Here is a 22510-nt window from a genome sequence, read left to right as displayed (position 1 = left end):
AAAGACAGATACCATGAGCATGAGCGGATTGCCCTTCGACGATTTCCGCGCGCTGCTGCGCGAGCTTCCCGGCCCGGATACGCATGCGCTGGTCGCGGCCAAGGAGCGCAATGCGCAACTGACGAAACCGGCCGGTTCGCTCGGTCGGCTGGAAGAAATCGCCATGTGGCTTGCCGCATGGTCGGGCCGCTCGCCCGCCGTCACCCGTCCGCTGGTGGCGATTTTCGCCGGTAATCATGGCGTCACCCGGCACGGCATCACGCCCTATCCGACATCCGTGACGCAGCAGATGGTGGAGAATTTTGCGGCAGGCGGTGCGGCGATCAACCAGATTTGCGTCACCAACGATCTCGGTCTGAAGATTTTCGATCTGGCACTTGACTACCCGACCGGCGACATCACCTGCGAGCCTGCCCTTTCCGAGCGCGATTGCGCCGCCACCATGGCCTTCGGCATGGAGGCGATTGCTGGCGGTACCGACCTTCTCTGCGTTGGCGAAATGGGCATTGGCAACACCACCATCGCAGCGGCGATCAATCTGGCGCTTTATGGCGGTACGGCGGAAGAGTGGACCGGTCCCGGCACTGGCTCTGAAGGCGAGGTCATGGCCCGCAAGATCGCGGCGGTGAAGGCTGCCGTCGAGTTCCACAGGGACCATCTGTCCGATCCGCTCGAAATCATGCGCCGTCTCGGTGGTCGTGAGATTGCGGCGATTGCCGGCGCCATCCTTGCCGCCCGCGTGCAGCGCATTCCCGTGCTGATCGACGGTTATGTGGCGACTGCCGCTGCCGCGCTGTTGAAGGCTGCCAATCCTTCCGCGCTCGACCATTGCCTGATCGGCCATGTCTCCGGTGAACCGGGCCATCTGGCTGCCGTCGAGAAACTTGGCAAGACGCCGCTTCTGGCGCTGGGCATGCGGCTTGGCGAGGGCACGGGTGCCGCTTTGGCCGCCGGCATCGTCAAGGCTGCCGCCGCCTGCCATTCCGGCATGGCGACTTTCGAAGCTGCCGGTGTCGATACTGGTACCCATTCCCACACTGAGCATTGAGGGCGAAGATGGACGCAACGCCGCATAAGAAGCAACCGGAACCTGCCTTCCGTAAGGAAAAGGGATGGCGGCATCTTTTTGCTGCTGCCCGCTATTCCTTGCAGGGGCTTGGACGGCTGTGGCAGGAAGCGGCGTTCCGGCACGAGGTTCTCGCCTTCGGCGTCGGCCTTGCCCTGCTTCTGGTCGCTGGCACGCCGTTTGCGCATCTTCTCGTCTTTACGGTGCTGATGCTGCTTTTGTTCGCCGTCGAGGCGCTCAATACCGCGATTGAGGAGTTGGTGGATCGCATCTCGCCGGAAATCTCTTCCGTCGGGCGGCACGCCAAGGATCTCGGTTCTTTCGCCGTCTTCTGCCTTTTGACGGCAAACGGATTTTTCGTGCTTTATTCGCTGGTGACGACGCTGTTCTTCTGAACGGCAGATTTGATGCTTAGGCGAAGGACCGGCGGCGTGGCTGGATGGCGTGGGTTTCCTCCACGGCTGGCAGGCTTTGCAGCACACGTTTTGCCGGCAGGATGGCGATGCCTTCGGTGCCTTCACGCAATTTCGATTTCAGGATGAACTGGCCGTCATGCTTGGCAAGGATGGCCTGAACGATGGGCAGGCCGAGCCCGGTTCCCTGTTCGGCGCTCTTGATCGCGATCGATCCCTGACCGAAGGCAGACAACACCACGGGGATTTCTTCCTCTGGAATACCGGGGCCGTTGTCCTTGATCGACACATATTGCCCGCCACCCGCCGTCCAGCCAGCCTTCACGAGGATTTCACCGCCCTGCGGGGTGAATTTGACGGCGTTGGAGAGCAGGTTGAGGATGACCTGGCGGATCGATTTTTCATCCGCCCAGACCTGCGGCAGGCTGCTCTCGAACTGCTGCGAAATCCTGATGGACTTGGCGCGGGCGCGAAGCTGGATCATGCCGATGCAATCTTCGGCGATTTCAAGCATCGAGACCGCTTCCTCATTGAGGTCGTAGCGGCCGGCCTCGATACGCGACAGGTCGAGGATTTCGTTGATGAGGTCGAGCAGATGCTGGCCGGAACGGTGGATGTCGCCGGAATATTCCTTATAGAGCGGATTGTTGAGCGGACCGAGCACCTCTGCTGACATGACTTCGGAGAAGCCGAGAATGGCGTTGAGCGGGGTTCGCAGCTCGTGCGACATGGAGGCGAGAAAGCGCGATTTAGCCAGATTGGCCTCTTCCGCACGCCGCCGCGCCTCATCCGACATTGAGTTGGCGACCTCGAGTTCGGCGATCAGATCATCTTTTTCAGTCTGCGACGACAGCAGCTTGATGCTGGTCTGGTAAAGCCTGCTGGTGATGCGATGACAGAAGAGGATCGCCATGCCGAACATCAGGGCGAGGCCAACATCGAAGGGATCGCGGGAGACGACGGAGGTGACGCACAGCGCCGCCAGCACCGGCAGGAAGGTCATGAAGGTGGCCCGCCGCAGCATGAAATTGGCCATGGCGGTAAGCGAAAGCGCGATCAGCAGCGTCGCGCCCTTGAAGAAAATAACGAGTGTCGGGTTGTTGCGCACCGGTTCGGCCAAGGCGAACATTGCCCAGGCGCAACCGATGAGGATCTGCATGGCAAGGAAGAGATTGCGCCACTTCGGCAGATTTTCGGCCGTTATCCCCTGTTTGGCGGCTCTTTTGGCCAGCACCAGAGACATGGCATGGAAACTCAGTGCAATGAGCGACCAGATGATCAGCCCTATGTCACCCGTGATATACAAACCGATGATAGAGGCGAATACGATGAAAAGCGGCATGATCATCGCGCCCTGAAGGGCTTCTGCGATGTGCATCGTCAGCATTTCACGTTCATAGGCTTCGCTGCCGCCAGCGCCTTGCTGCAAGCGTTCACGCGTCGTCTTCACCGTGTCGAAAACAGCCTTGTTACGGTGCTTTCGTGAACGGTCGACGATGATCTTATCGGTGGACGTGCTGACGCTTTTACTCATTGTTACAACGCAGGTGACATGAACCCTTTGCAGGCTACGCACAAAATCTTAAGAAGATGCTGCCGTGAAAGGATTTGTTTGCCATTTCTGACAAGGGTTTGTTGTGACATGAGACGAAATGGAGGCAGGCGCGGCTTTTTCTCGACGTTTCGCGACGGCGGGCTTTTCCTTGCCACCGTTTTTCTCGGCATTCTGATTGCCGCCAAGCTCGATCAGATCAATAGCGAGACCCATACCGGCCGTTTCTTCGGATCGATGGCGATACGCTTTCAAAGGGCGAGGACCGGTTCAGGCTGCTCGGCATCGATGCGCCGGAGCTTTCGCAGACGTGCCGACGCGGCAGCGAAATCTGGCCATGCGGCGCGGAGGCGCGCCGCGTTCTGCAACAGATGATCGAAGGCACGACCTTTTCCTGTTCCGGCAGTTCCAGGGACCGTTACGGACGGCTGCTGGTCTATTGCTCGGCGGGAGACCGGGATGTGTCCTCGGAAATGGTGGCGTCGGGTTTTGCCATCGCTTCAGGTTATTTCCAGTTCTCCGGCGAACAGGCGCTGGCGCGCAAAGAAGCTCGCGGCATATGGGCCGGAGAATTCGAAAAGCCGGCAGAGTGGCGGCGCGAACATCGCGCAGCGGATTTGCAAACGCCCGCAGCGGGTTTCCTCACCATCATCCGTCATCTTCTGGGATGGAATCATGGCTGAGGCGGATCGAGCCCTGCCGATGAATGACGACGGGTTGGACGGGCTGCGGGGCGCGATTGCCCTCTGTCGCATCTGTCGCGACACCCCAACCTACGGACGCCTGCCGCACGAACCCCGACCGGTCGTGGTGATGTCGACCAAGGCGCGTATCCTGATTGCAGGGCAGGCGCCCGGGCTTCGCGTGCATGAAACGGGTGTGCCTTTCAACGATGCCTCCGGCGACAGGCTGCGCCAGTGGCTGAATGTTGATCGTGAGACATTCTACGATCCGGACCGCTTCGCTATTGTGCCTATGGGGTTCTGTTTCCCCGGCTATGACGACAAGGGCAGTGACCTGCCGCCTCGACGCGAATGTGCGCCGCAGTGGCGGGAGAAGGTGCTGGCGGCGATGCCGCAGGTGGAGCTGGTCCTTGCCATCGGTCAATATGCCCAGGCCTTTCATCTCGGGGAAAGACGGCGGAAAACCATGACCGAGACCGTGCACGACTGGCGCAGCTATTTTCATTCAAATTCGGGACCGGCCATTTTGCCGCTGCCGCATCCAAGCTGGCGCAACACCGGCTGGCTGAAGAAGAATCCGTGGTTTACCGAGGAGCTGCTTCCTGTTCTGCGACAACATGTGGAAATGCGACTTTAGTGAAACAATTTTCTGTTTTTCTCTAAAAATTAGTGTATTGAAAGGAAATTAATTCAGGAGGGTAGACGCATTGGATCGCCTAGACCGTAAGATTTTGCGCATTCTGCAAGAGGATTCCACGCTGGCTGTCGCTGATCTGGCGAAAAAGGTCGGCCTTTCCACGACGCCCTGTTGGCGGCGTATCCAGAAGATGGAAGAGGACGGTGTCATCCGCCGGCGCGTGGCGCTGCTGGATCCGGTCAAGGTCAACACCAAGGTCACCGTTTTCGTCTCCATCCGCACTGCCTCCCATTCCATCGAATGGCTGAAGCGGTTTTCCGAGGTGGTGTCCGAGTTCCCCGAAGTCGTCGAGTTTTACCGCATGAGCGGCGATGTCGATTATCTGCTGCGCGTTGTCGTGCCTGACATCGCGGCCTATGACGCTTTCTACAAGCGCATGATCGCCAAGATCGAAATTCGTGACGTGTCGTCTGCCTTTGCGATGGAACAGATCAAATATACGACGGAACTGCCGCTCGATTACATGCTGCTGGATAATCCCAAATCCGGCGAGGAATGATCCCGGCTGATCAGGCTTTTTGAATAATGCCCTTTCCGGCTGCCGGGGAGGGCATTTTTCGTTGCGCAGTTTGCTTTTCCGCAAGCACTCAAGTCGGCCATCCGGCGGTTGTCCGGGGAATGCACACTCCTGGCGTGCCGAGGCGGACAGGCAATCTTATTCCGCCTGCGACGGCAAATTAGCACATTCAATTCTCTTTGCACTCGCGCCGCGCAAAGTGGGATTTTGATAAAATCACTCGAATATCTACGCTTTGTATATCTGATGATGGCAACAGCGAAGGATATCCACATGCTCACACGACGCGGAACATTGGGACTGATTGCGGGTGCAACGGGGGCGGCGTTCCTGCCGCATATCCGGCGGGCTGGAGCCGCGACCACCACGTTACGGATCGGCTGGCAGAAGAATGGCGTGATCGCTTTGGCAAAGAGCCAGGGCGCGCTTGAAGCGCTGTTGAAGGATCGCGGCATTGAGGTCAAATGGTCGGAGTTCTCCTCCGGGCCGCCGCTTCTTGAAGCGTTGGGCGCAGGTGCGCTGGATATCGGACCGACGGGCGATGTGCCGCCGCTTTTCGCGCAGGCTGCCGGTGGCAATCTGCGCTATGTGGGAACTTACAAGGGCGCTGCCGGCGGATCGGCAATCCTTGTGCAGAAGGATTCGCCGCTGAAGACGCTGGCCGACCTCAAGGGCAAGAAGGTGGCTTTCAAGCGCGGCTCCAGCGCCCATAACGTTACTGTCAAAGCATTGCGAAAGGCCGGTCTGACGCTGAACGACATAACATCCATCGACCTTGCCCCGCCGGATGCGGCGGCCGCTTTCCGAAGCGGCAGCATCGATGCCTGGTCGATCTGGGATCCTTATTTTGCCGTGGCGGAAAAGGAGCCGACGACACGGGTTCTCACGACTGCCGAAGGTATTGTCGATCCCTGGAGCTATTTCCTCGCCAATGGCGACTTCGTGGAAAGCAATCCCGACCTCGTGCCGCTGCTCCTCAAGGAACTCGCAAGCGTCGGCGCAAAGGCTCAGGCCAACATCGATGAGACTGCAAAATTGCTGGCGGCGATAACCGGCGTCCCGCAGGATGTAACCAAGGTGTCGCTCACGCGTCCGGGAGCGGATCTGGGGCGTGTCTCGCTGGTTTCGGATGAGGCCATCAGCTATCAGCAGGCGCTGGCCGACGAGTTCTACGATCTGAAAATCGTGCCGAAGAAACTCAAGGTTACCGATATCGTCTGGCGTTCGAAAGCGAGTTAAGCCGGGCGAAAGCTGAGTCTCTTCAATCGTCTGGCTGTTGTTGCTGAGAGATTGATTCAGGCAAGCGCTCCATTTCAGGAGCGCTTGCCTCTGCCTCAGCCCTTGAGCCTGGCAATCACCAGATGACCGGGTGTGGGGTTGCCGTCCTGCATGCGCACGTTAATGTCGGTGACTTCGACTATGTCGAAACCGGTCGCTGCCAGTCTTTCCCGAACATAGGTTTCCGCGTGGGCGAAACGCTGGTGCGGGCCGACCATATAGGGGCGTCCGGCCATGGTTGCCTCGGGCAGCGTTTCCGACGAGAAGATCAGCAGGCCACCAGGGACGAGGTTTTCAGCGGCGCCGAAAAACAGCGGTTCCAGCGCGCCGAGATAGGGCAGCACATCGGTTGCGGTGATGATGTCGAAGGGCTCGTCGTCATTGTCCTCGAGAAAGTCCTCGGCTTCGGCGACATAAAGCGTCTCGTAGAGGTCCTTCTCATGGGCGATCTCGACCATGTTTTCGGAAATGTCGATGCCGGTGATGTCATCAGCCATGTCGCGCAGCGCTTCGCCGGTGAGGCCGGTGCCGCAGCCGAGATCGAGCAGGCGCTTGAAGGGGCCGAGATCGAGCGTTTGCAGGCGCTGGCGCACCATCATCGGCACTGCATAACCGAGCTGTTCGACAAGAATATCCTCGAAGGCTTCGGCGTGCTGGTCGAACAGGGTTTCGACATAGGCGTCGGGCGCTTTGGAAGGCGGTTCGCCGCGGCCCATGGCGGCGATGCGAACGGCTGCGCCGCCGTGATCGTCCGGATCGATGGCCAGAACCTCTTCATAGGCCTTCACCGCCGCGTCAACATCGCCGGCTTTCTCAAGCGCGAGCGCGCGGTTATAGGCTTCGGCAAGCGCCTCTTCGTCAATTTTCTGGTTCTTCGTCATCGTGCGGTATCCGTCAGCATCTTCAGTTGAAGTCTGCTGTAAGCCGCAAGACGGACGGGCGCAATGCTTATGTGGCGATGGGCCTCAGTGGAGAATGAACTCTCCTTTCAATGCGCGCCATTCCTGCGCCGAGATCACCTGCCGGTGCACATAGCGGACCGAGTGCAACGGACCGTCTAGCTTTTCCTGCCAGAATTTGAGGAAACCGTGCATTTCGGGGAAATCCGGGGCGAGATCATAGTCCTGCCAGACATAGGTCTGGAGAACCAGCGGATGGTCCGGCATGCGATAAAAAATCTGGGCAGTGGTGAGGCCGTAGCCCCTCAGCATCATTTCCATTTCCTTGTTCATGTCGGCTGTTCCCGTTCTCATGATTGCCGATCACAGCGTTGTCGCTGTATCTGATATGGGAACACGACAGGGTTAACCCAACCTTGCCAAAGGTCTGGGTTGTCACAAAATAGTTATATTTTTCAAAATGTTGGCAGTCTTCTCTGTTGAGTGCTGCCAACCGTGCCCCTAGCGCTTGAGATGGCGTGTCAGGCGGGCTTCGAGCCATGCCCAGACATGCCGGAGCGTCTCGACGATCGTCAGGTAGAAGATCGCCGCCCAGAGATAGGCCTGATAATCGAATGTGCGGGAGAAGGCGTAGCGCGTCTGTCCCATCAGGTCGAAGACCGTGACGATGGAGACCACTGCCGAACCTTTGATCATCAGGATGATCTCGTTGCCGTAGGGGCGCAGAGCCACGATGAGGGCCTGCGGCAGAATGACCTTGCGGAAGGTGATGAATTTCGACAGGCCGAGCGAGGCGGCACCTTCAATCTGGCCGCGTGGCACGCTTCGGATCGCGCCCCTCAGAATTTCGGCCTGATAGGCGGCGGTGTTGAGGGTGAGCGACAAGAGGCCGCAATACCAGGCCTCGCGGAAGAACCACCACAGGCCAACGGTTTCCAGCCCCTGACGGAAACTGCCGAGACCGTAATAGATCAGGAAAAGCTGCGCCAGCAGCGGGGTGCTGCGAAAGACGTAGACATAGGCATAGGCCAGCGCGCTGATGACGCGATTTTCCGACATGCGGGCGAAGGCGATCGGCACCGAGAGAAGTGCGCCGAGGATGATCGAACTGCCAACCAGCGTAACGGTGGTGGTGAGGCCATCGATATAACGCGGCCCGTAACGTTCGAATTTCGCCCAGTCCCAGCCTTCGATCATCGCAAAAATCAGCCCGGCGGCCAGCAGCAGCCAGAGCGTTATGACGCCGATGCCGACGACGCGCGATATGTTGAGGGGCTTGTCTGTGGCGACCGGCGCGGGGCGCGGCGGGATGAGTTCCTGAACATGGCTCATCGGCTTGCCTCCGACTTGCGCGACCAGCGATCGATGAAGCCGATGCCGATGGAGGAGAGCAGAGCTAGGATGAGGTAGAGCAGGCAGGCGATGCCGTAGAAGAAGAAGGCTTCCTTGCTGACGCGGGCAGCGATGCCGGTCTGGCGCACGATATCGGCAAGGCCGATGATCGAGACGTAAGAGGTATCCTTGAGCAGGATGACCCAAAGGTTGGTCATGCCGGGCAGGGCGATCCTGACCAGCTGCGGGATGATGACAAGCACCATGGTGTGGCCGCGCGAGAGGCCGAGTGCATGTCCAGCCTCATATTGGCCCTTTGGGATGGCCTTGAAGGCGGATAGCAACACTTCCGAGGAATAGGACGAAAACACCACTGACAGCGCGACCATGCCCGCCACGAAGGCGTTGATCTCTACCGGGCCGGTTATCCCGACATAACCGGCGGCCGATTGCAGCAGCATCTGTATGCCGTAATAGACGATGAACAGGGTCAGGAGTTCCGGCAGGCCGCGGAAGATGGTGGTATAAACACCGGCCGCCAGCCGCAGCGATTTTTCCTCCGATTGCGCGGCGAGCGCAATGAGGAAACCGATCACAAGCCCGACGGGCAGGGTGGCGAGCGCCAGCGAGATCGTGACCTTGACGCCGAAGGCGATTTCGTCGCCCCAGCCGGCATCGCCACAGGTGACGAGGGTGCCGTTTCCGAAAAGCGTGAAGAGACCGACCGGCCCACAGAAAGGGTCGAGAAGTGTCGAGACATAGGTCCAGAACGCACCTATGGCGGAAAATGCTCCGCTCATGCCAGTTTTCCCCCGCGGTCTTAAGCCGCCGTGATTGTTATGATTACGTTTTCAAACAAAAATGGCGGAAGGGCAAGCCTTCCGCCACCAGATTTCAACAGGCGACGCGCCGCTTACTGGCCGTAAACGTCGAAATCGAAGTATTTCTTGTTGATTTCCTGGTACTTGCCGTTGGCGCGGATACCGGCGATGGCAGCCGTGAACTTGTCGGCGAGAGCCGTATCGCCCTTGCGAACGGCTACGCCTGCACCATTGCCGTTGATCTCGACATCCACCGGAAGCGGCGTCAGGATCTTGCAGCACTTGCCTGCATCCGATTTCAGCCACTCCGACAGGACGACGATATCGTCGATGACGGCGTCGATGCGGCCGTTGGCGATGTCGAGCTTATATTCGTCGGCGGTCGGGTACATTTTCAGGTCGGAACCCGGGAAGTGCTTTTCTGCATAGTTGGAGTGGGTCGTGGAACCCTGCGCGCCGAGCGACTTGCCCTTCAGGTCGTCGACGGACTTGATCGGCGAATCCTTCGGTACGGCGATTGCCGGCGGGGTGTTGTAATATTTCTTGGAGAAATCGACCTTCTGGAGACGCTCCGGCGTGATCGACATGGACGCGATGATGGCGTCGAATTTCTTTGCCTGCAGGGCGGGGATGATGCCGTCCCAGTCATTGGTGACGAAGGTGCATTCAGCCTTCATTTCGACGCACAGCGCCTTGGCGATGTCGATGTCGAAGCCGGTCAACGTACCGTCGGCTTCCAGATTGTTGAAGGGCGGGTAGGCGCCTTCCGTGCCGATGACGATCTTGTCCTGCGCGAGGGCCGCGCCGGAAAACAGGGAGATGGCGGCAATCGATGCGGCTGCGAGCAGACGGGTGGAAATAGGCATTTCGATCCTCTCTTTTGGTCGTTCATCCGCAGTCTGTTGTTGTTTTCAGTGCGGACGTCGTGAGCGCAGGCGCAACAGAACGGGTTGCCATTCGTGGCCTTCAGCGCGCGGCAATTATTCGTCCGGTTGGTCAAAAAATGCAACTGCAATATTAGCGCCCTCTTTTTCGTCGCGGAGCTTTCACGAAATGGCCTTGATCTGTTCATTTCCGGTACAGAACGCTTTGGTCATCATGGGAACCGAAGCGTATGCAAGGCGTTGACCAGCGCCTGCACGCGCGGCCGGATTCACAATGTCGCGGCATAAGCGGCGTACAACGATTGGCAGATGAGGAAGCACCGATGCTGAAGAAGAACACATTGCTGACGGGGGTGGTTTTCCCCCTCATGTCGCTGGCGATCGCGGTGGAGCCGGCCGCCGCCGGTTATGCCGGCGCCGCACGGACGCAAACGCAAATGCCCCAGGCAAAGGCCCCGGTGATATTGGCACAGGCGCAGCCGCAGGCGGAGGAGCAGAACCCGGAAGAGCTGCTGCGCAAGCAACGCCAGCAAGCAGAAGAGGCGCAGCCGAAGCCAGAGCCAGAGCCGAAAAAGCAGGAGCAGGCTCCGGAACCGCAGCGCGAACAGCCGAAGGCTGAAGCCGCACCGGCCGAACCGCGTCCTGAACCCAAGCGTGAAGCTCAGCCCGAGCCGCAACGCGAGCCTCAGCCGGAACCGAAACGGCAGCCGCAGCAGCGCGAAGCCCAACCGGAACCGGCGCCAGCTGAACAGCCACCCGCCCGCAAGCAGCGCCCGCAGCCTGAGCCCGAAGCCGCACCTGCACAAGCCGAGCAGCAGCCGCAGGAACGGCCGCGCAAACCGGCTAGAGCCGAGCAGCCGGCAGGTGAGGGCGAGCAACGCCCCGCGCGTCCGCGCAAGCCGGAGCCGGCGGCCGAACAGCCAGCCGCACGCCCTGAAAATACCGAGCAGCCGGCGAAACAGCGCGAGCCCGCCGCCGAGAAAAAGCCGGTAGAGGAAAAGGCGCCCGCTCCAGCACCGGAACCGAAATCGGAACCCGCCGAAAAGGCCGTTCCGGAGAAAAAGCCAGCGGCTCCTGAGCCAGCTGTAAAGGAGGCTCCTGTTCCAACGGAAGCGCCGACACCGGCACGGCCACCGGCTCCGGAAGCTCAGCCCAATCCTGCGCCCGGCCAGCAGCCTTCTGAAAAGCAGCCGGTAGAAGGCCAGGGCAAGACGGAGCCTGCAGCGCCGCTGCCGGGTACTCCGACACCTCCGCCGCCAAGCGGCGCCACGACAGGACAGGCGCCTGCCGGCGAAGCCGTTCCTAATCAGGTCGCCATTCCGCAGACGGAAGCGCCTCCGACGACGAAGCAGGAACTGGACAAGGCCAAGGCTATCGCCAAGGACCCGTCCAAGACTGCCGACACCGTCATTCTGCCCGTCGACAAGGGTGCCGCCGTTCTCGACAGCGACAAGGAAGTGGAGCGCTCCGGTAACAACCAGGCACGCGAGCAACGCCGCCGCGAGCGTGAGCAGGCCGGTGACGTGAAGGTGCCGACTTCCGACGCCGAAGCGCAGCGCGCCGGTGCTGCCGGAGGCAAGGCTCCGCCGCCCGTGAAGATGGAGGCGATTACCTCTCAGCAGGGTGAGCGTGTCGACCGCCGTCCGCAATATGACCGGCCGGAAGGTGCGCGGGAATGGCAGCCGCGCGAAGGTGGCCGGCGCGATCAGGATCGCGATGCGCCGATCATCCTGCAATTCGGTGACCGCGTGGTTGTGCGCGGCGACGACAATCAGCGCTTCATCCGCGATGGCGGCGAGCCCTATTACGAGCGCCTACCCGGCGGACGTGTCCGCGAGACCGTCGAGCGTCGCGACGGCACGCAGGTGGTGACGATCCGCAACCGCTATGGCGACGTCATCCAGCGTTCGCGCATCGACGACCGTGGCCGGGAATATGTTCTGTTCTATGCACCGGAACTGATGGACGAACCGGACCGTGAATATGTCTATCGCGATCCCGGCCTCGACCTGCCGCCGATGCGTCTGCGCATTCCGGTTCGTGACTACATCATCGACACGTCGAGCGATCCGGACCGCGATTACTACCGCTTCCTGGAGCAGCCGCCGGTCGAGCCGGTGGAGCGTGTCTACTCGCTGGATGAAGTGCGTTATTCGGCCCGTATCCGCGACAAGGTGCGCCGTATCGACCTCGATACGATCACATTTGCCACTGGAAGCGCTGACATTCCGATGGCGCAGGCCCGTTCGCTGCGGAAGGTAGCGGATGCGATCAACAAGGCGCTGGCAAAAAACCCGGCGGAAACCTTTCTGATCGAAGGCCACACCGACGCCGTTGGTTCGGATGAAAGCAACCTTGTTCTTTCCGACGAGCGTGCCGCTTCCGTCGCCAATGTCCTGACCGATGTTTACGGCATTCCGCCGGAAAACCTGGCGACGCAAGGCTACGGCGAGCGTTACCTGAAGGTTCAGACACTCGGCCCGGAACAGCAGAACCGCCGCGTCACCATCCGCCGCGTGACACCGCTGGTAAGACCGGTCGCCCAGAACTGATAAGGTTCAGGAACTGAAAAATGAAAGCCCGGAAAGCGCAAAGCTTTCCGGGCTTTTTTATTGGTAGCAAAGTTCCCAGGCCGACACATTATCCGTAACTCCGGACCAGATGCGGGGTCCGGCGTGATCAAATCCGGCATGACTGGGATGCTTCTCACCCTGCCATCATCCTCAAATTTGAGGATAATCCAGCCTCTAACGCTTAGTTAAGCGCCACAGCAATCTCTGCTGCGAGCTGGGCATTGTTGCGTACCAGCGCGATATTGGTCGCGAGGCTGCGGCCGTCGGTCAGGCGGAAGATATCGCCGAGCAGGAAGGGCGTGACGGCCTTGCCGGTGATGTCCTCGCGCTCGGCGTGGGAAATGGCGCGATTGATGTAGATTTCCATCTCCTCGCGCGGAATTTCGTCCTCTTCCGGCACGGGATTGGCAATCAGCATACCGCCATCGATGCCGAGCTGTTCGCGGGTCGTCTGAAAATTGGCGATGGCTGCAGGGCTGTTGAGCGACAGCGGGCTGGGAAGGCCCGAAGAACGCGACCAGAAAGCCGGGAACTCTTCCGAACCGAAAGTCACGACAGGCACGCCGTTGGTTTCGAGAACTTCCAGCGTCTTTGGGATGTCAAGAATGGCCTTGGCGCCGGCGCAGACGACGATCACGCCGGTTTTGGCAAGCTCGGTCAGATCGGCCGAAATATCGAAGGTCTCCTCCGCGCCCTTGTGCACACCGCCGATGCCGCCGGTGGCGAAAACGCGGATGCCGGCGCGGGCAGCGGCAATCATGGTGGCTGCCACTGTCGTGGCACCGGTGCGGCGCTCGGCAATCGCAAAGGCAATATCTGCGCGCGAGACCTTCATGGCGTCGGTGGTCTGGGCGAGCGCTTCGAGCTGCTCCTTCTCGAGGCCGATATGCAGCGTGCCGTGAATGACGGCGATGGTTGCCGGAACGGCTCCCTGATCGCGGATGATCTGTTCGACGCCTTCAGCCATCTCGATATTGCCGGGATAGGGCATGCCGTGGGTGATGATGGTCGATTCCAGCGCGACGATCGGCGCGCCGCGCTGTTTGGCAGCGGCAACCTCTTGCGAATAGACGATGGGCAGGAGCGGGGAGATGGGGCGGGTCATTCTGTTTGTTCCAGACTATAAGAAAACGGGTTCATGCCAGCATTTCGGCCTTGGGGACAAGCCCCAACATGGTCTCGACACTGTCTTTTGACAGGTCTTGGGCGGTGGCGAAAGGCGATTGCACGGTGATGGCGGCCGCAGCGGCACCCAGTCGCAGGGCCTCAGTGATGGTTTTGCCCTCCGCAATCGCCGCGAGATAACCTGACGCCATGGCGTCTCCGGCCCCGGTTACGTCTTTCACCTCGCGGATGATGGGTGGGTGGAGGCTTGCGGTTTGCGTCGCGTTGAAGGCTACCACTTCGCTTGCGCCACGGGTGATGACGCCGCCGGCAAGGCCTGCCCTGCGGAGAATGCCCGGCCAGTCGCGAACATTGTCTGCCGTCTGTCCTGTCAGCGCGCGCGCCTCTGCCTCGTTCATGAAGAGAATGTCGATATCGGCGAGCATGTCCTTCAGCTTCACCGCCTTGGCGGGCGAAATGGCGATGGCCGCAAGCGGCTTTTGGCAGGCGCGGGCAATGAGACCGAGCGCCTTCAACGTATCCTCCGGCAGATTGGCATCGCAAAGCAGAAGGTCGCTCGCGGTAATCGCGTCACGCACCGCGCGAACTTTGAGGCGGCGCGGCGAAAACAGCTTGTAAAGGTCCATATCCGCGAGTGCGATGACAAGATTGCCGTCGCGCTCCAGAATGGCGGTGTAGCTTGGCGTGCGGCGATCGAGGAAAACGAAGGGCGTATCTTCCACGCCCGCCTGCCTTGCTGCCTCGGCCACCGCTTCGCCGGTCACGTCACCGCCGCGCGGCGCGATGATACGGACGGCAAAACCGAGCCGGGAAAGATTGCGCGCCGCATTGAAACCGCCGCCGCCAGCCTCTTCCATCCATGAGCCAGGATTGCTGGCGCCGGGCGCCGTTTCAGTCTCGATCATGCCGCGCCTGTCTATATGCGCGCCGCCCAGAACGAGTATTTTCTTCACGCTTGTGTTTCCCTCTTTCGCGGATGGAAAAGGTGGACGATTCGCCCCAATCTTTTGTTTGTTCCCCTTCACATCCGGTCCGCAGCGATAGGCCGGACACGGAAAAACGAAAGCAGAACAAACCACTTATCGCTATTTGTTTTCAATATGCTGGCTGCGCCTTGCGATATGAGAACAAATAGAGTACATCCTATTTCCATACTGCTTCATTGCCTGTGCGGCTTCAATAACCTAAAGGTGGATCGGATGGCACAAAATTCTTTGCGTCTCGTAGAGGATAAATCGGTGGATAAAAGCAAGGCACTGGAAGCGGCGCTCTCCCAGATCGAACGGTCGTTCGGCAAGGGATCGATCATGAAGCTCGGTTCCAATGAAAACGTGGTTGAAGTAGAGACCATTTCGACGGGTTCTCTCAGCCTGGATATAGCGCTCGGTATCGGCGGTCTGCCGAAGGGGCGTATCGTTGAGATTTACGGCCCGGAAAGCTCCGGTAAGACGACGCTTGCGTTGCAGACGATCGCGGAAGCCCAGAAAAAGGGCGGCATCTGCGCCTTCGTGGATGCAGAACACGCGCTCGATCCGGTCTATGCCCGCAAGCTCGGTGTGGATTTGCAGAACCTTCTGATCTCGCAGCCGGATACGGGCGAGCAGGCGCTTGAAATCACCGATACGCTGGTGCGCTCCGGTGCCGTCGACATTCTGGTGGTGGACTCGGTTGCGGCGCTGACGCCGCGTGCCGAAATCGAAGGTGAGATGGGCGACAGCCTGCCGGGCCTTCAGGCACGTCTGATGAGCCAGGCGCTGCGCAAGCTGACCGCCTCGATCTCCAAGTCGAAGTGCATGGTGATCTTCATCAACCAGATCCGCATGAAGATCGGCGTCATGTTCGGTTCGCCGGAAACGACGACGGGTGGTAATGCGCTTAAATTCTACGCCTCGGTGCGTCTCGACATTCGCCGTATCGGCGCCGTCAAGGAGCGTGAAGAGGTTGTCGGCAACCAGACCCGCGTCAAGGTCGTCAAGAACAAGATGGCACCGCCTTTCAAGCAGGTGGAATTCGACATCATGTATGGCGAAGGTGTTTCCAAGACCGGCGAGCTTGTCGATCTCGGCGTGAAAGCCGGTATCGTCGAGAAATCCGGTGCATGGTTCTCCTATAACAGCCAGCGTTTGGGGCAGGGGCGTGAAAATGCCAAGACCTTCCTGCGCGACAATCCGGAAATGGCAAGCGAGATCGAACTGGCGCTGCGCCAGAACGCCGGTCTGATCGCCGATCGGTTCCTGCAGAATGGCGGCCCGGAAGCCGGCGAAAGCGACGACGGTCCCGACGAGGGCTGATGCATTCGAAGGTCCGGGCGTTCGCGCCCGGTGGCTTTGCCGGCGTGAGCCGGTATGGATCAAAAGGGTCGTGCGATTTTCCTCGCGTGGCCCTTTTTCTTTGCCTAGACGCCTTGGTGCGCCTCCATGGCTGGACAGGGCAGGATGCGGACGATAAAAGCCTTTGATTTTGCAAGATAGCCATCATTCGGGATGGCGGTGATGGACTCCAGCTGTGAGCGGTGTGTGGGCATGAGCGGTGTGAATGAAATTCGGTCGACCTTTCTCGACTACTTCAAGAAGAACGGACACGAGATTGTGCCCTCCAGTCCGCTGGTGCCGCGCAACGATCCGACGCTGATGTTCACCAATGCCGGCATGGTGCAGTTCAAGAACGTCTTCACCGGTCTCGAAAGCCGTCCTTATTCCACGGCCGCTTCCGCGCAGAAATGTGTGCGCGCCGGTGGCAAGCATAACGACCTCGACAATGTCGGTTATACGGCGCGTCACCATACGTTCTTCGAAATGCTCGGCAATTTCTCCTTTGGCGACTATTTCAAGGAAGAGGCGATTACCCATGCCTGGAACCTGATCACCAAGGAATTCGGCATCGATCGCAACCGTCTGCTGGTCACGGTCTATCACACCGACGACGAGGCTTTTAATCTCTGGAAGAAGATCGCCGGTTTCTCTGACGATCGCATCATCCGTATTCCGACCAGCGATAATTTCTGGGCCATGGGCGATACCGGTCCGTGCGGTCCCTGCTCGGAAATCTTCTATGACCACGGCGATCATATCTGGGGCGGACCGCCCGGTTCACCGGAAGAGGATGGCGACCGTTTCATCGAAATCTGGAACCTCGTCTTCATGCAATATGAGCAGCTGACGAAGGAAGAGCGCATCGATCTGCCGCGCCCGTCTATCGACACCGGCATGGGTCTCGAGCGCATTTCGGCGTTGTTGCAGGGCAAACACGACAATTACGACACCGATCTGTTCCGGGCGCTGATTTCGGCCTCCGTCGAAGCGACCGGCGTTCCGGCAGAGGGCGAGAAGCGCGCCAGCCACCGCGTCATTGCCGATCATCTGCGCTCCTCCGCTTTCCTGATCGCCGATGGCGTCCTGCCGTCAAATGAGGGCCGTGGTTACGTTCTGCGCCGCATCATGCGCCGCGCCATGCGCCATGCCGAGCTTCTCGGTTCGCGCGAGCCGCTGATCTACAAGCTGCTGCCGGCGCTGATACAGCAGATGGGCCGCGCCTATCCGGAACTGGTTCGCGCCGAGGCGCTGATCTCCGAGACGCTGAAGCTTGAGGAAACCCGTTTCCGCAAGACGCTGGAACGCGGCCTGTCGCTGCTGTCTGACGCGACCTCGACCCTGCACAAGGGCGACATGCTGGACGGCGAAACCGCCTTCAAGCTTTACGATACCTATGGCTTTCCGCTCGATCTGACGCAGGATGCGCTGCGCGCCCGCGAAATCGGCGTCGATATTTCCGGCTTCACCGATGCCATGCAGCGCCAGAAGGCGGAAGCACGCTCGCACTGGGCTGGTTCTGGCGACAAGGCGACCGAAACGGTGTGGTTCGAACTGAAGGAAAAGCTCGGCGCGACCGAATTCCTTGGTTACGACACTGAAACAGCCGAAGGCGTCATTCAGGCGATCGTCAAGGACGGCAAGTCGGTGGATAGTGCTGCCGAGGGCGAGACGGTGCAGATCGTCGTCAACCAGACGCCATTTTATGGCGAGTCCGGCGGTCAGATGGGCGATACCGGCGTAATCTCAGGCGATAACGGCACCTTTACCGTTTCAGAAACCCAGAAGAAGGGCGAGGGCCTTTTCGTGCATTCCGGCACGGTGTCCAAGGGTGGATTGAAGCTCGATGACGCCGTGCAGCTGACGGTCGATCACGACCGCCGCTCGCGTCTGCGCGCCAACCACTCCGCCACCCACCTGCTGCATGAGGCGCTGCGCGAGGTTCTTGGCACGCACGTTGCTCAGAAGGGTTCGCTGGTCGCACCCGAGCGTCTGCGCTTCGACGTTTCGCATCCGAAGCCGATGTCGGCCGAGGAGCTGAAGGTCGTCGAGGAAATGGCAAACGAGATCGTCTTGCAGAACTCGCCTGTCGTGACGCGTCTGATGAGCGTTGACGACGCCATCGCCGAGGGTGCTATGGCACTGTTTGGCGAAAAATACGGCGATGAAGTCCGCGTTGTCTCCATGGGCACCGGTGTTCACGGTGCGAAGGCCAACCGTCCGTACTCGGTCGAGCTTTGCGGCGGCACCCATGTTGCCGCAACCGGCCAGATCGGCCTTATCCGCATTCTCGGCGAAAGTGCTGTCGGTGCGGGCGTGCGCCGTCTTGAGGCCGTAACGGGTCAGGGCGCGCTTGCCTATCTCTCCGAGCAGGATGAGCGCGTAAAGGCACTGGCCTCGTCGCTGAAGGTTCAGCCGGGCGATGTACTGTCGCGTGTCGAGGGACTTCTCGACGAGCGCAAGAAGCTGGAGCGCGAGCTTGCGGATGCCCGCAAGAAACTCGCAATGGGCGGCGGCTCGTCGGATGCCGGCGCAAACGACGTACAGCAGGTTGCGGGCGTCAATTTCCTCGCAAAATCCCTGTCCGGCATCGATGCCAAGGACCTCAAGGGTCTTGCAGATGAAGCCAAGGCAAATATCGGCTCCGGCGTCGTGCTGCTGATCGCCGTGTCCGCAGACGGCAAGGCAAGTGCTGTTGCTGCCGTGACCGAGGATCTGACTGGCCGTTTCAGCGCCGTCGATATCGTCCGCACGGCCTCTGCGGCCCTCGGCGGCAAGGGCGGCGGTGGACGCCCGGATATGGCGCAGGCCGGCGGCCCCGATGGCGCCAAGGCACAGGACGCCATCAACGCGGTGGCAGCGGCCCTGGCGGCCTGATCTGGATGAATTGAAAAAAGGCGGGGTTCTACCCCGCCTTTTTGATTCTGGATGTTGAAATCCGAAAGGAACGTGATGCGCTTTGTAAATCCCATCCCTTTCGTGTGCGATATCAACCGCTCCAGGGAGTTTTATCGTGACCGGCTCGGCCTGAAGGTTTTGGACGATTTCGGAAATTTCGTCCTCTTTGAAAGCGGCTTTGCAATCCATGAGGGGCGTTCGCTCGAACAGACGGTCTGGCGGACATCGCCGGACACGGACAAACCTTACGGCAGACGGAATCTGCTGCTCTATTTCGAACATGAGGATGTCGATGCGGCATTTCGGAATATTGCGCCGCATGTGGAGTTGATCCATCCCGTTGAACGGCAGGCATGGGGACAGAGAGTGTTCCGTTTTTATGATCCGGACGGGCATGCAGTCGAGATCGGCGAACCACTCGCCCAGTCCAACGAATAAGCCCGCTTCCAAAATCCGTTTTGTAACCCTTGCGAGCGCTGGTGCTCCGCTTTCAGGCGAAATGCCTGTCAGTTTCCTCAACCCGCCGCCTGCATATCCTTCGCTGCCGCTTCGTCAAGCTGGGTGGCCCGCTTGAAGGCGGGGCGGTCGGTCAGATGCGCCATATAGTCCGTGAAGGCCGGACGTTTTTCGATTGTGCCGAACTGCAGGCCCCAGCCGACATGGGCACCTACATAGACATCCGCCGCAGTGAAGTGATCGCCGGCAATGAAGCGGTTTTCGCTGACGGCACGTTCGAGCGTGTTGATCGCATCCGCATAGCTGCCGCAGCCAGCCATACGCAGCTTTTCCTGCGGCACCTCGAAACCCATCGCCTTCATGCTGGTTGTCATTTCCAACGGACCGGCAGCAAAAAACATCCAGCGGTAATAAAGTCCGCGCGCTTTCGGCGTCGGCGCAAGGTTGGCGCCCGGAAAGGCATCCGCCAGATAGGCGCAGATCGCTGCCGCTTCGGTGACAATGGTGTCGCCGTGTTTGATGGCGGGCACCTTGGCCATCGGATTGATCAGCCGATAGGCCGGCGATTTCATCGACGTCGAGAAGCCCAGTATCTCTGTCTTGTAGGGAACGCCCACTTCCTCGAGCATCCATCGCGCAATGCGTCCGCGCGACATGGGATTGGTGTAGAAGATCAATTCACTCATTGCTTTGCCTCCCCAAGCAAAATTGCAAAAGCATCATTGAAAACCCGCGCGCAGTTCGCGCTGACACGGTGCGTTTTTATAGTCCACAGCATTATCTGTTTTCCCGAAGGATCGCGCTGGTAACCACATGAATTTTTGACTGTGCCGGACAAGTTATGTGTCGTTTTATGCTGTTTCAGCTATATATTTTTATTTTTCTGACTGCGGCACGCTGTGGAATCGAAGTCTGCGCCTAGTGCAACATCTAAGCAAGATACTGTGAACAAAAAAAGAAACCCGGCGTTGCGGCCGGGTTTCCTTTTGTCGATATTTCAAACGGGCAGTGCCCCGTTCTTTTAAGCCGCCATCGCCGTCTTGAGGTTTTCATCGATCTTGTCGAGGAAGGCGGTGGTGGAGAGCCAGGGCTGGTCCGGACCGATGAGGAGCGCGAGGTCCTTGGTCATGAAGCCGCTTTCGACGGTGTCGACGCAGACGGTTTCGAGCGTTGCTGCGAACTTTGCGAGTTCTGCATTGTCGTCCAGCTTGGCGCGGTGGGCGAGGCCACGGGTCCAGGCGAAGATCGAAGCGATCGAGTTGGTCGAAGTTTCCTGACCCTTCTGGTGCTGGCGGTAGTGGCGCGTGACCGTGCCGTGTGCCGCTTCAGCTTCAACCGTGCGGCCGTCCGGCGACAGGAGAACGGAGGTCATCAGGCCGAGCGAACCGAAGCCCTGGGCAACCGTATCAGACTGCACGTCGCCATCGTAGTTCTTGCAGGCCCAGACGTAACCGCCGGACCACTTCAGAGCGGAGGCGACCATGTCGTCGATCAGGCGGTGTTCATAGATGATGCCGATTTCATCGAACTTCGCCTTGAACTCGGTCTGGTAGACTTCTTCGAAGATGTCCTTGAAGCGGCCGTCATAGGCCTTCAGGATGGTGTTCTTGGTGGACAGGTAAACCGGCCACTTGCGCATCAGGCCGTACATCATGGATGCGCGGGCGAATTCGCGGATGGATTCGTCAAGGTTGTACATTGCGAGTGCAACGCCAGCGCTCGGAGCGTCGAAGACGTCCTTTTCAATGACCTGACCGTCTTCACCGACGAACTTGATCGTCAGCTTGCCCTTGCCGGGGAACTTGAAATCGGTTGCCTTGTACTGGTCGCCGAAGGCGTGGCGGCCGACGACGATCGGCTTCGTCCAGCCGGGAACGAGGCGGGGAACGTTCTTGCAAATGATCGGCTCGCGGAAGATGACGCCGCCCAGAATGTTGCGGATCGTGCCGTTCGGGCTCTTCCACATCTGCTTCAGGCCGAATTCCTCGACGCGCTGCTCATCCGGCGTGATCGTCGCGCACTTGATGCCGACGCCGTGCTTCTTGATGGCATGTGCCGCATCGACGGTTACCTGGTCGTTGGTAGCATCGCGGTTTTCGACCGAGAGGTCATAATATTCGATGTCGAGATCGAGGTATGGCAGGATCAGCTTGTCCTTGATGAGCTGCCAGATGATACGGGTCATTTCGTCGCCGTCGAGATCGACGACTGGATTGGCTACCTTGATCTTTGCCATGAATTCCTCACCTTCGAAGCTGTGGCGCCTGGTGACGCCGGTATTCGGAAAAATATCCGGTGCGGCTATAGCATCGCGCGCGCCTGAGGCAAAGCCATGGGGGGCGCTTTTTTGGCGCGGTGCAATAACGCTTTGCGCATTGCCAAACCATATTGCCGGAATACAGTCAGGCGAATCGCTTCGCCCGCGCGTCGGGCCTACCTCCGGGATCACATCATGCGGAATATTCTGCTTCTGACTGCCGCCGTCCTCTTTTCCCACAGCGCCCTTGCGGCCGGCCCCGCCGATCCCGTCCAGAAGGTGATGGACATTACCGTCAAGAACTGGTCCGGCGATGCGGAAAACTGGAAATACATCTTCGACGAGGACATGCTGACCAGCCTGTTCAGCAAGGACTTCGTTGCCCAATACCGCGAAGCTTCCAAGAAGCCGGCCTACGAGGCGGAAAGCGGCGAGACCGGCGATCCCTTCGGCTACGATGTGGTGACCAACTCGCAGGATGGCTGTCCGCTGGTGGATGTTTCGGTAACGCCCGGTGAGGTGAAGGACGGCGTGACTGACGTGACGGCGAAGTTCAAGCTCTGGGCCTGCATGGATGAGGCAGAGATGAAGGCAACGGTCGACGAGGTGCATTTCGATGTCATCGAGGAAAACGGCCAGCCTGTCATCAGCGACATTCACCGGGTTGGAGACGAGGGCAGGGATTCGCTGCGCGCAGAGATGGCGGCGATCATCAAGGGCGAATAACAGGGCGTTCTGCCTGCCCCGGCT

At 59.6% G+C, this 22510-nt stretch carries 21 protein-coding genes and 1 pseudogene; 11 read left to right on the top strand and 11 right to left on the bottom strand.

Annotated elements, in window-relative coordinates; genetic code table 11:
• Nucleotides 1-13: 13 nt before the first annotated feature.
• Together cobT and ACQZ6D_RS04195 are read left to right on the top strand one after the other, a co-directional pair.
• The gene (cobT, locus tag ACQZ6D_RS04200; RefSeq protein WP_065702403.1) at nucleotides 14-1048 is read left to right on the top strand and encodes a nicotinate-nucleotide--dimethylbenzimidazole phosphoribosyltransferase; all 1035 of its coding nucleotides are present in this window, start codon (nucleotides 14-16) and stop codon (nucleotides 1046-1048) included.
• 8 nt (nucleotides 1049-1056) lie between these two features.
• Complete coding sequence (locus ACQZ6D_RS04195) at nucleotides 1057-1461, top strand: diacylglycerol kinase (RefSeq protein ID WP_065702404.1); 405 nt, start codon at nucleotides 1057-1059, stop codon at nucleotides 1459-1461.
• Nucleotides 1462-1477: 16 nt separating this feature from the next.
• Here ACQZ6D_RS04195 and pdhS2 read toward each other — a convergent pair whose 3' ends face one another.
• Both pdhS2 and ACQZ6D_RS04185 read right to left on the bottom strand, forming a co-directional pair.
• Nucleotides 1478-3013: a two-component system sensor histidine kinase PdhS2 gene (gene pdhS2, locus ACQZ6D_RS04190; protein WP_112674091.1), complete on the bottom strand. Its 1536-nt coding sequence runs from the start codon at nucleotides 3011-3013 to the stop codon at nucleotides 1478-1480.
• A gap of 48 nt (nucleotides 3014-3061) precedes the next feature.
• Nucleotides 3062-3247 (bottom strand): hypothetical protein, encoded by a 186-nt coding sequence (locus tag ACQZ6D_RS04185; protein ID WP_448729763.1) that lies wholly within the window; start codon nucleotides 3245-3247, stop codon nucleotides 3062-3064.
• On the opposite strand from ACQZ6D_RS04185, the pseudogene ACQZ6D_RS04180 reads away from it, so the two are divergent.
• The 4 genes and pseudogenes from ACQZ6D_RS04180 to ACQZ6D_RS04165 all read left to right on the top strand — a co-directional run bounded on the left by ACQZ6D_RS04180 (nucleotide 3203) and on the right by ACQZ6D_RS04165 (nucleotide 6167).
• Nucleotides 3203-3714 (top strand): annotated as a pseudogene (locus ACQZ6D_RS04180) (thermonuclease family protein). The gene ACQZ6D_RS04185 and the pseudogene ACQZ6D_RS04180 sit on opposite strands and share 45 nt — an antisense overlap.
• The gene (locus ACQZ6D_RS04175; RefSeq protein WP_162719818.1) at nucleotides 3707-4351 is read left to right on the top strand and encodes a uracil-DNA glycosylase family protein; all 645 of its coding nucleotides are present in this window, start codon (nucleotides 3707-3709) and stop codon (nucleotides 4349-4351) included. The pseudogene ACQZ6D_RS04180 and the gene ACQZ6D_RS04175 overlap by 8 nt, the downstream one beginning before the upstream one ends.
• Nucleotides 4352-4421: 70 nt before the next feature.
• A complete protein-coding gene (locus tag ACQZ6D_RS04170; RefSeq protein ID WP_003507846.1) occupies nucleotides 4422-4910 on the top strand; it encodes an Lrp/AsnC family transcriptional regulator in 489 nt (162 codons plus the stop codon).
• Between the two features lie 291 nt (nucleotides 4911-5201).
• Nucleotides 5202-6167, top strand: coding sequence for an aliphatic sulfonate ABC transporter substrate-binding protein (locus tag ACQZ6D_RS04165; protein ID WP_448729621.1), 966 nt, complete (start codon nucleotides 5202-5204; stop codon nucleotides 6165-6167).
• Nucleotides 6168-6262: 95 nt separating this feature from the next.
• On the opposite strand, the gene ACQZ6D_RS04160 is transcribed toward ACQZ6D_RS04165, so the two are convergent.
• From ACQZ6D_RS04160 to ACQZ6D_RS04140, 5 genes are all read right to left on the bottom strand, one after another.
• Complete coding sequence (locus tag ACQZ6D_RS04160) at nucleotides 6263-7087, bottom strand: class I SAM-dependent DNA methyltransferase (protein ID WP_025593927.1); 825 nt, start codon at nucleotides 7085-7087, stop codon at nucleotides 6263-6265.
• 84 nt (nucleotides 7088-7171) lie between these two features.
• Nucleotides 7172-7438 carry an usg protein gene (locus tag ACQZ6D_RS04155; RefSeq protein WP_003516070.1) on the bottom strand — a complete coding sequence of 89 codons (267 nt, stop codon included), beginning with the start codon at nucleotides 7436-7438 and terminating at the stop codon, nucleotides 7172-7174.
• A 168-nt stretch (nucleotides 7439-7606) separates the two neighbouring features.
• The gene (locus ACQZ6D_RS04150) at nucleotides 7607-8437 is read right to left on the bottom strand and encodes an ABC transporter permease (RefSeq protein ID WP_448729620.1); all 831 of its coding nucleotides are present in this window, start codon (nucleotides 8435-8437) and stop codon (nucleotides 7607-7609) included.
• Entirely contained in the window at nucleotides 8434-9237 is an 804-nt protein-coding gene (locus ACQZ6D_RS04145; protein ID WP_003516067.1) for an ABC transporter permease, read from the bottom strand. The genes ACQZ6D_RS04150 and ACQZ6D_RS04145 overlap by 4 nt, the downstream gene beginning before the upstream one ends.
• Nucleotides 9238-9350: 113 nt before the next feature.
• A complete protein-coding gene (locus ACQZ6D_RS04140; RefSeq protein ID WP_065687228.1) occupies nucleotides 9351-10124 on the bottom strand; it encodes an ABC transporter substrate-binding protein in 774 nt (257 codons plus the stop codon).
• A gap of 341 nt (nucleotides 10125-10465) precedes the next feature.
• Here ACQZ6D_RS04140 and ACQZ6D_RS04135 point away from each other — a divergent pair, with 341 nt between their 5' ends.
• Nucleotides 10466-12694 carry an OmpA family protein gene (locus ACQZ6D_RS04135; RefSeq protein ID WP_174047451.1) on the top strand — a complete coding sequence of 743 codons (2229 nt, stop codon included), beginning with the start codon at nucleotides 10466-10468 and terminating at the stop codon, nucleotides 12692-12694.
• Nucleotides 12695-12896: 202 nt separating this feature from the next.
• Here ACQZ6D_RS04135 and ACQZ6D_RS04130 read toward each other — a convergent pair whose 3' ends face one another.
• Both ACQZ6D_RS04130 and ACQZ6D_RS04125 read right to left on the bottom strand, forming a co-directional pair.
• Nucleotides 12897-13820 carry a pseudouridine-5'-phosphate glycosidase gene (locus ACQZ6D_RS04130; protein ID WP_003516064.1) on the bottom strand — a complete coding sequence of 308 codons (924 nt, stop codon included), beginning with the start codon at nucleotides 13818-13820 and terminating at the stop codon, nucleotides 12897-12899.
• Nucleotides 13821-13851: 31 nt separating this feature from the next.
• Entirely contained in the window at nucleotides 13852-14793 is a 942-nt protein-coding gene (locus ACQZ6D_RS04125) for a carbohydrate kinase family protein (RefSeq protein ID WP_065702408.1), read from the bottom strand.
• A gap of 246 nt (nucleotides 14794-15039) precedes the next feature.
• On the opposite strand from ACQZ6D_RS04125, the gene recA reads away from it, so the two are divergent.
• The 3 genes from recA (at nucleotide 15040) to ACQZ6D_RS04110 (ending at nucleotide 19485) form a co-directional block, all read left to right on the top strand.
• On the top strand, nucleotides 15040-16131 hold the full coding sequence (gene recA / locus ACQZ6D_RS04120) for a recombinase RecA (protein WP_003516062.1): 1092 nt from the start codon (nucleotides 15040-15042) through the stop codon (nucleotides 16129-16131).
• A 231-nt stretch (nucleotides 16132-16362) separates the two neighbouring features.
• Nucleotides 16363-19026: an alanine--tRNA ligase gene (alaS, locus tag ACQZ6D_RS04115; protein WP_065702409.1), complete on the top strand. Its 2664-nt coding sequence runs from the start codon at nucleotides 16363-16365 to the stop codon at nucleotides 19024-19026.
• A 75-nt stretch (nucleotides 19027-19101) separates the two neighbouring features.
• On the top strand, nucleotides 19102-19485 hold the full coding sequence (locus tag ACQZ6D_RS04110; RefSeq protein ID WP_026331055.1) for a VOC family protein: 384 nt from the start codon (nucleotides 19102-19104) through the stop codon (nucleotides 19483-19485).
• 77 nt (nucleotides 19486-19562) lie between these two features.
• Here ACQZ6D_RS04110 and ACQZ6D_RS04105 read toward each other — a convergent pair whose 3' ends face one another.
• Entirely contained in the window at nucleotides 19563-20189 is a 627-nt protein-coding gene (locus ACQZ6D_RS04105) for a glutathione S-transferase family protein (protein WP_003516054.1), read from the bottom strand.
• A gap of 335 nt (nucleotides 20190-20524) precedes the next feature.
• Nucleotides 20525-21739, bottom strand: a complete 1215-nt coding sequence (locus ACQZ6D_RS04100; RefSeq protein WP_003516051.1) for an NADP-dependent isocitrate dehydrogenase — start codon at nucleotides 21737-21739, stop codon at nucleotides 20525-20527.
• A gap of 216 nt (nucleotides 21740-21955) precedes the next feature.
• Between ACQZ6D_RS04100 and ACQZ6D_RS04095 the strand changes: the two genes are divergently transcribed.
• Complete coding sequence (locus ACQZ6D_RS04095; RefSeq protein ID WP_003516050.1) at nucleotides 21956-22486, top strand: hypothetical protein; 531 nt, start codon at nucleotides 21956-21958, stop codon at nucleotides 22484-22486.
• Nucleotides 22487-22510: the final 24 nt, after the last annotated feature.

This window comes from Agrobacterium sp. 22-3639C2, assembly GCF_053522105.1.
The sequence above is the reverse complement of the archived record's forward strand: the minus strand, read 5'-3'. Positions and strand labels throughout refer to the sequence as shown.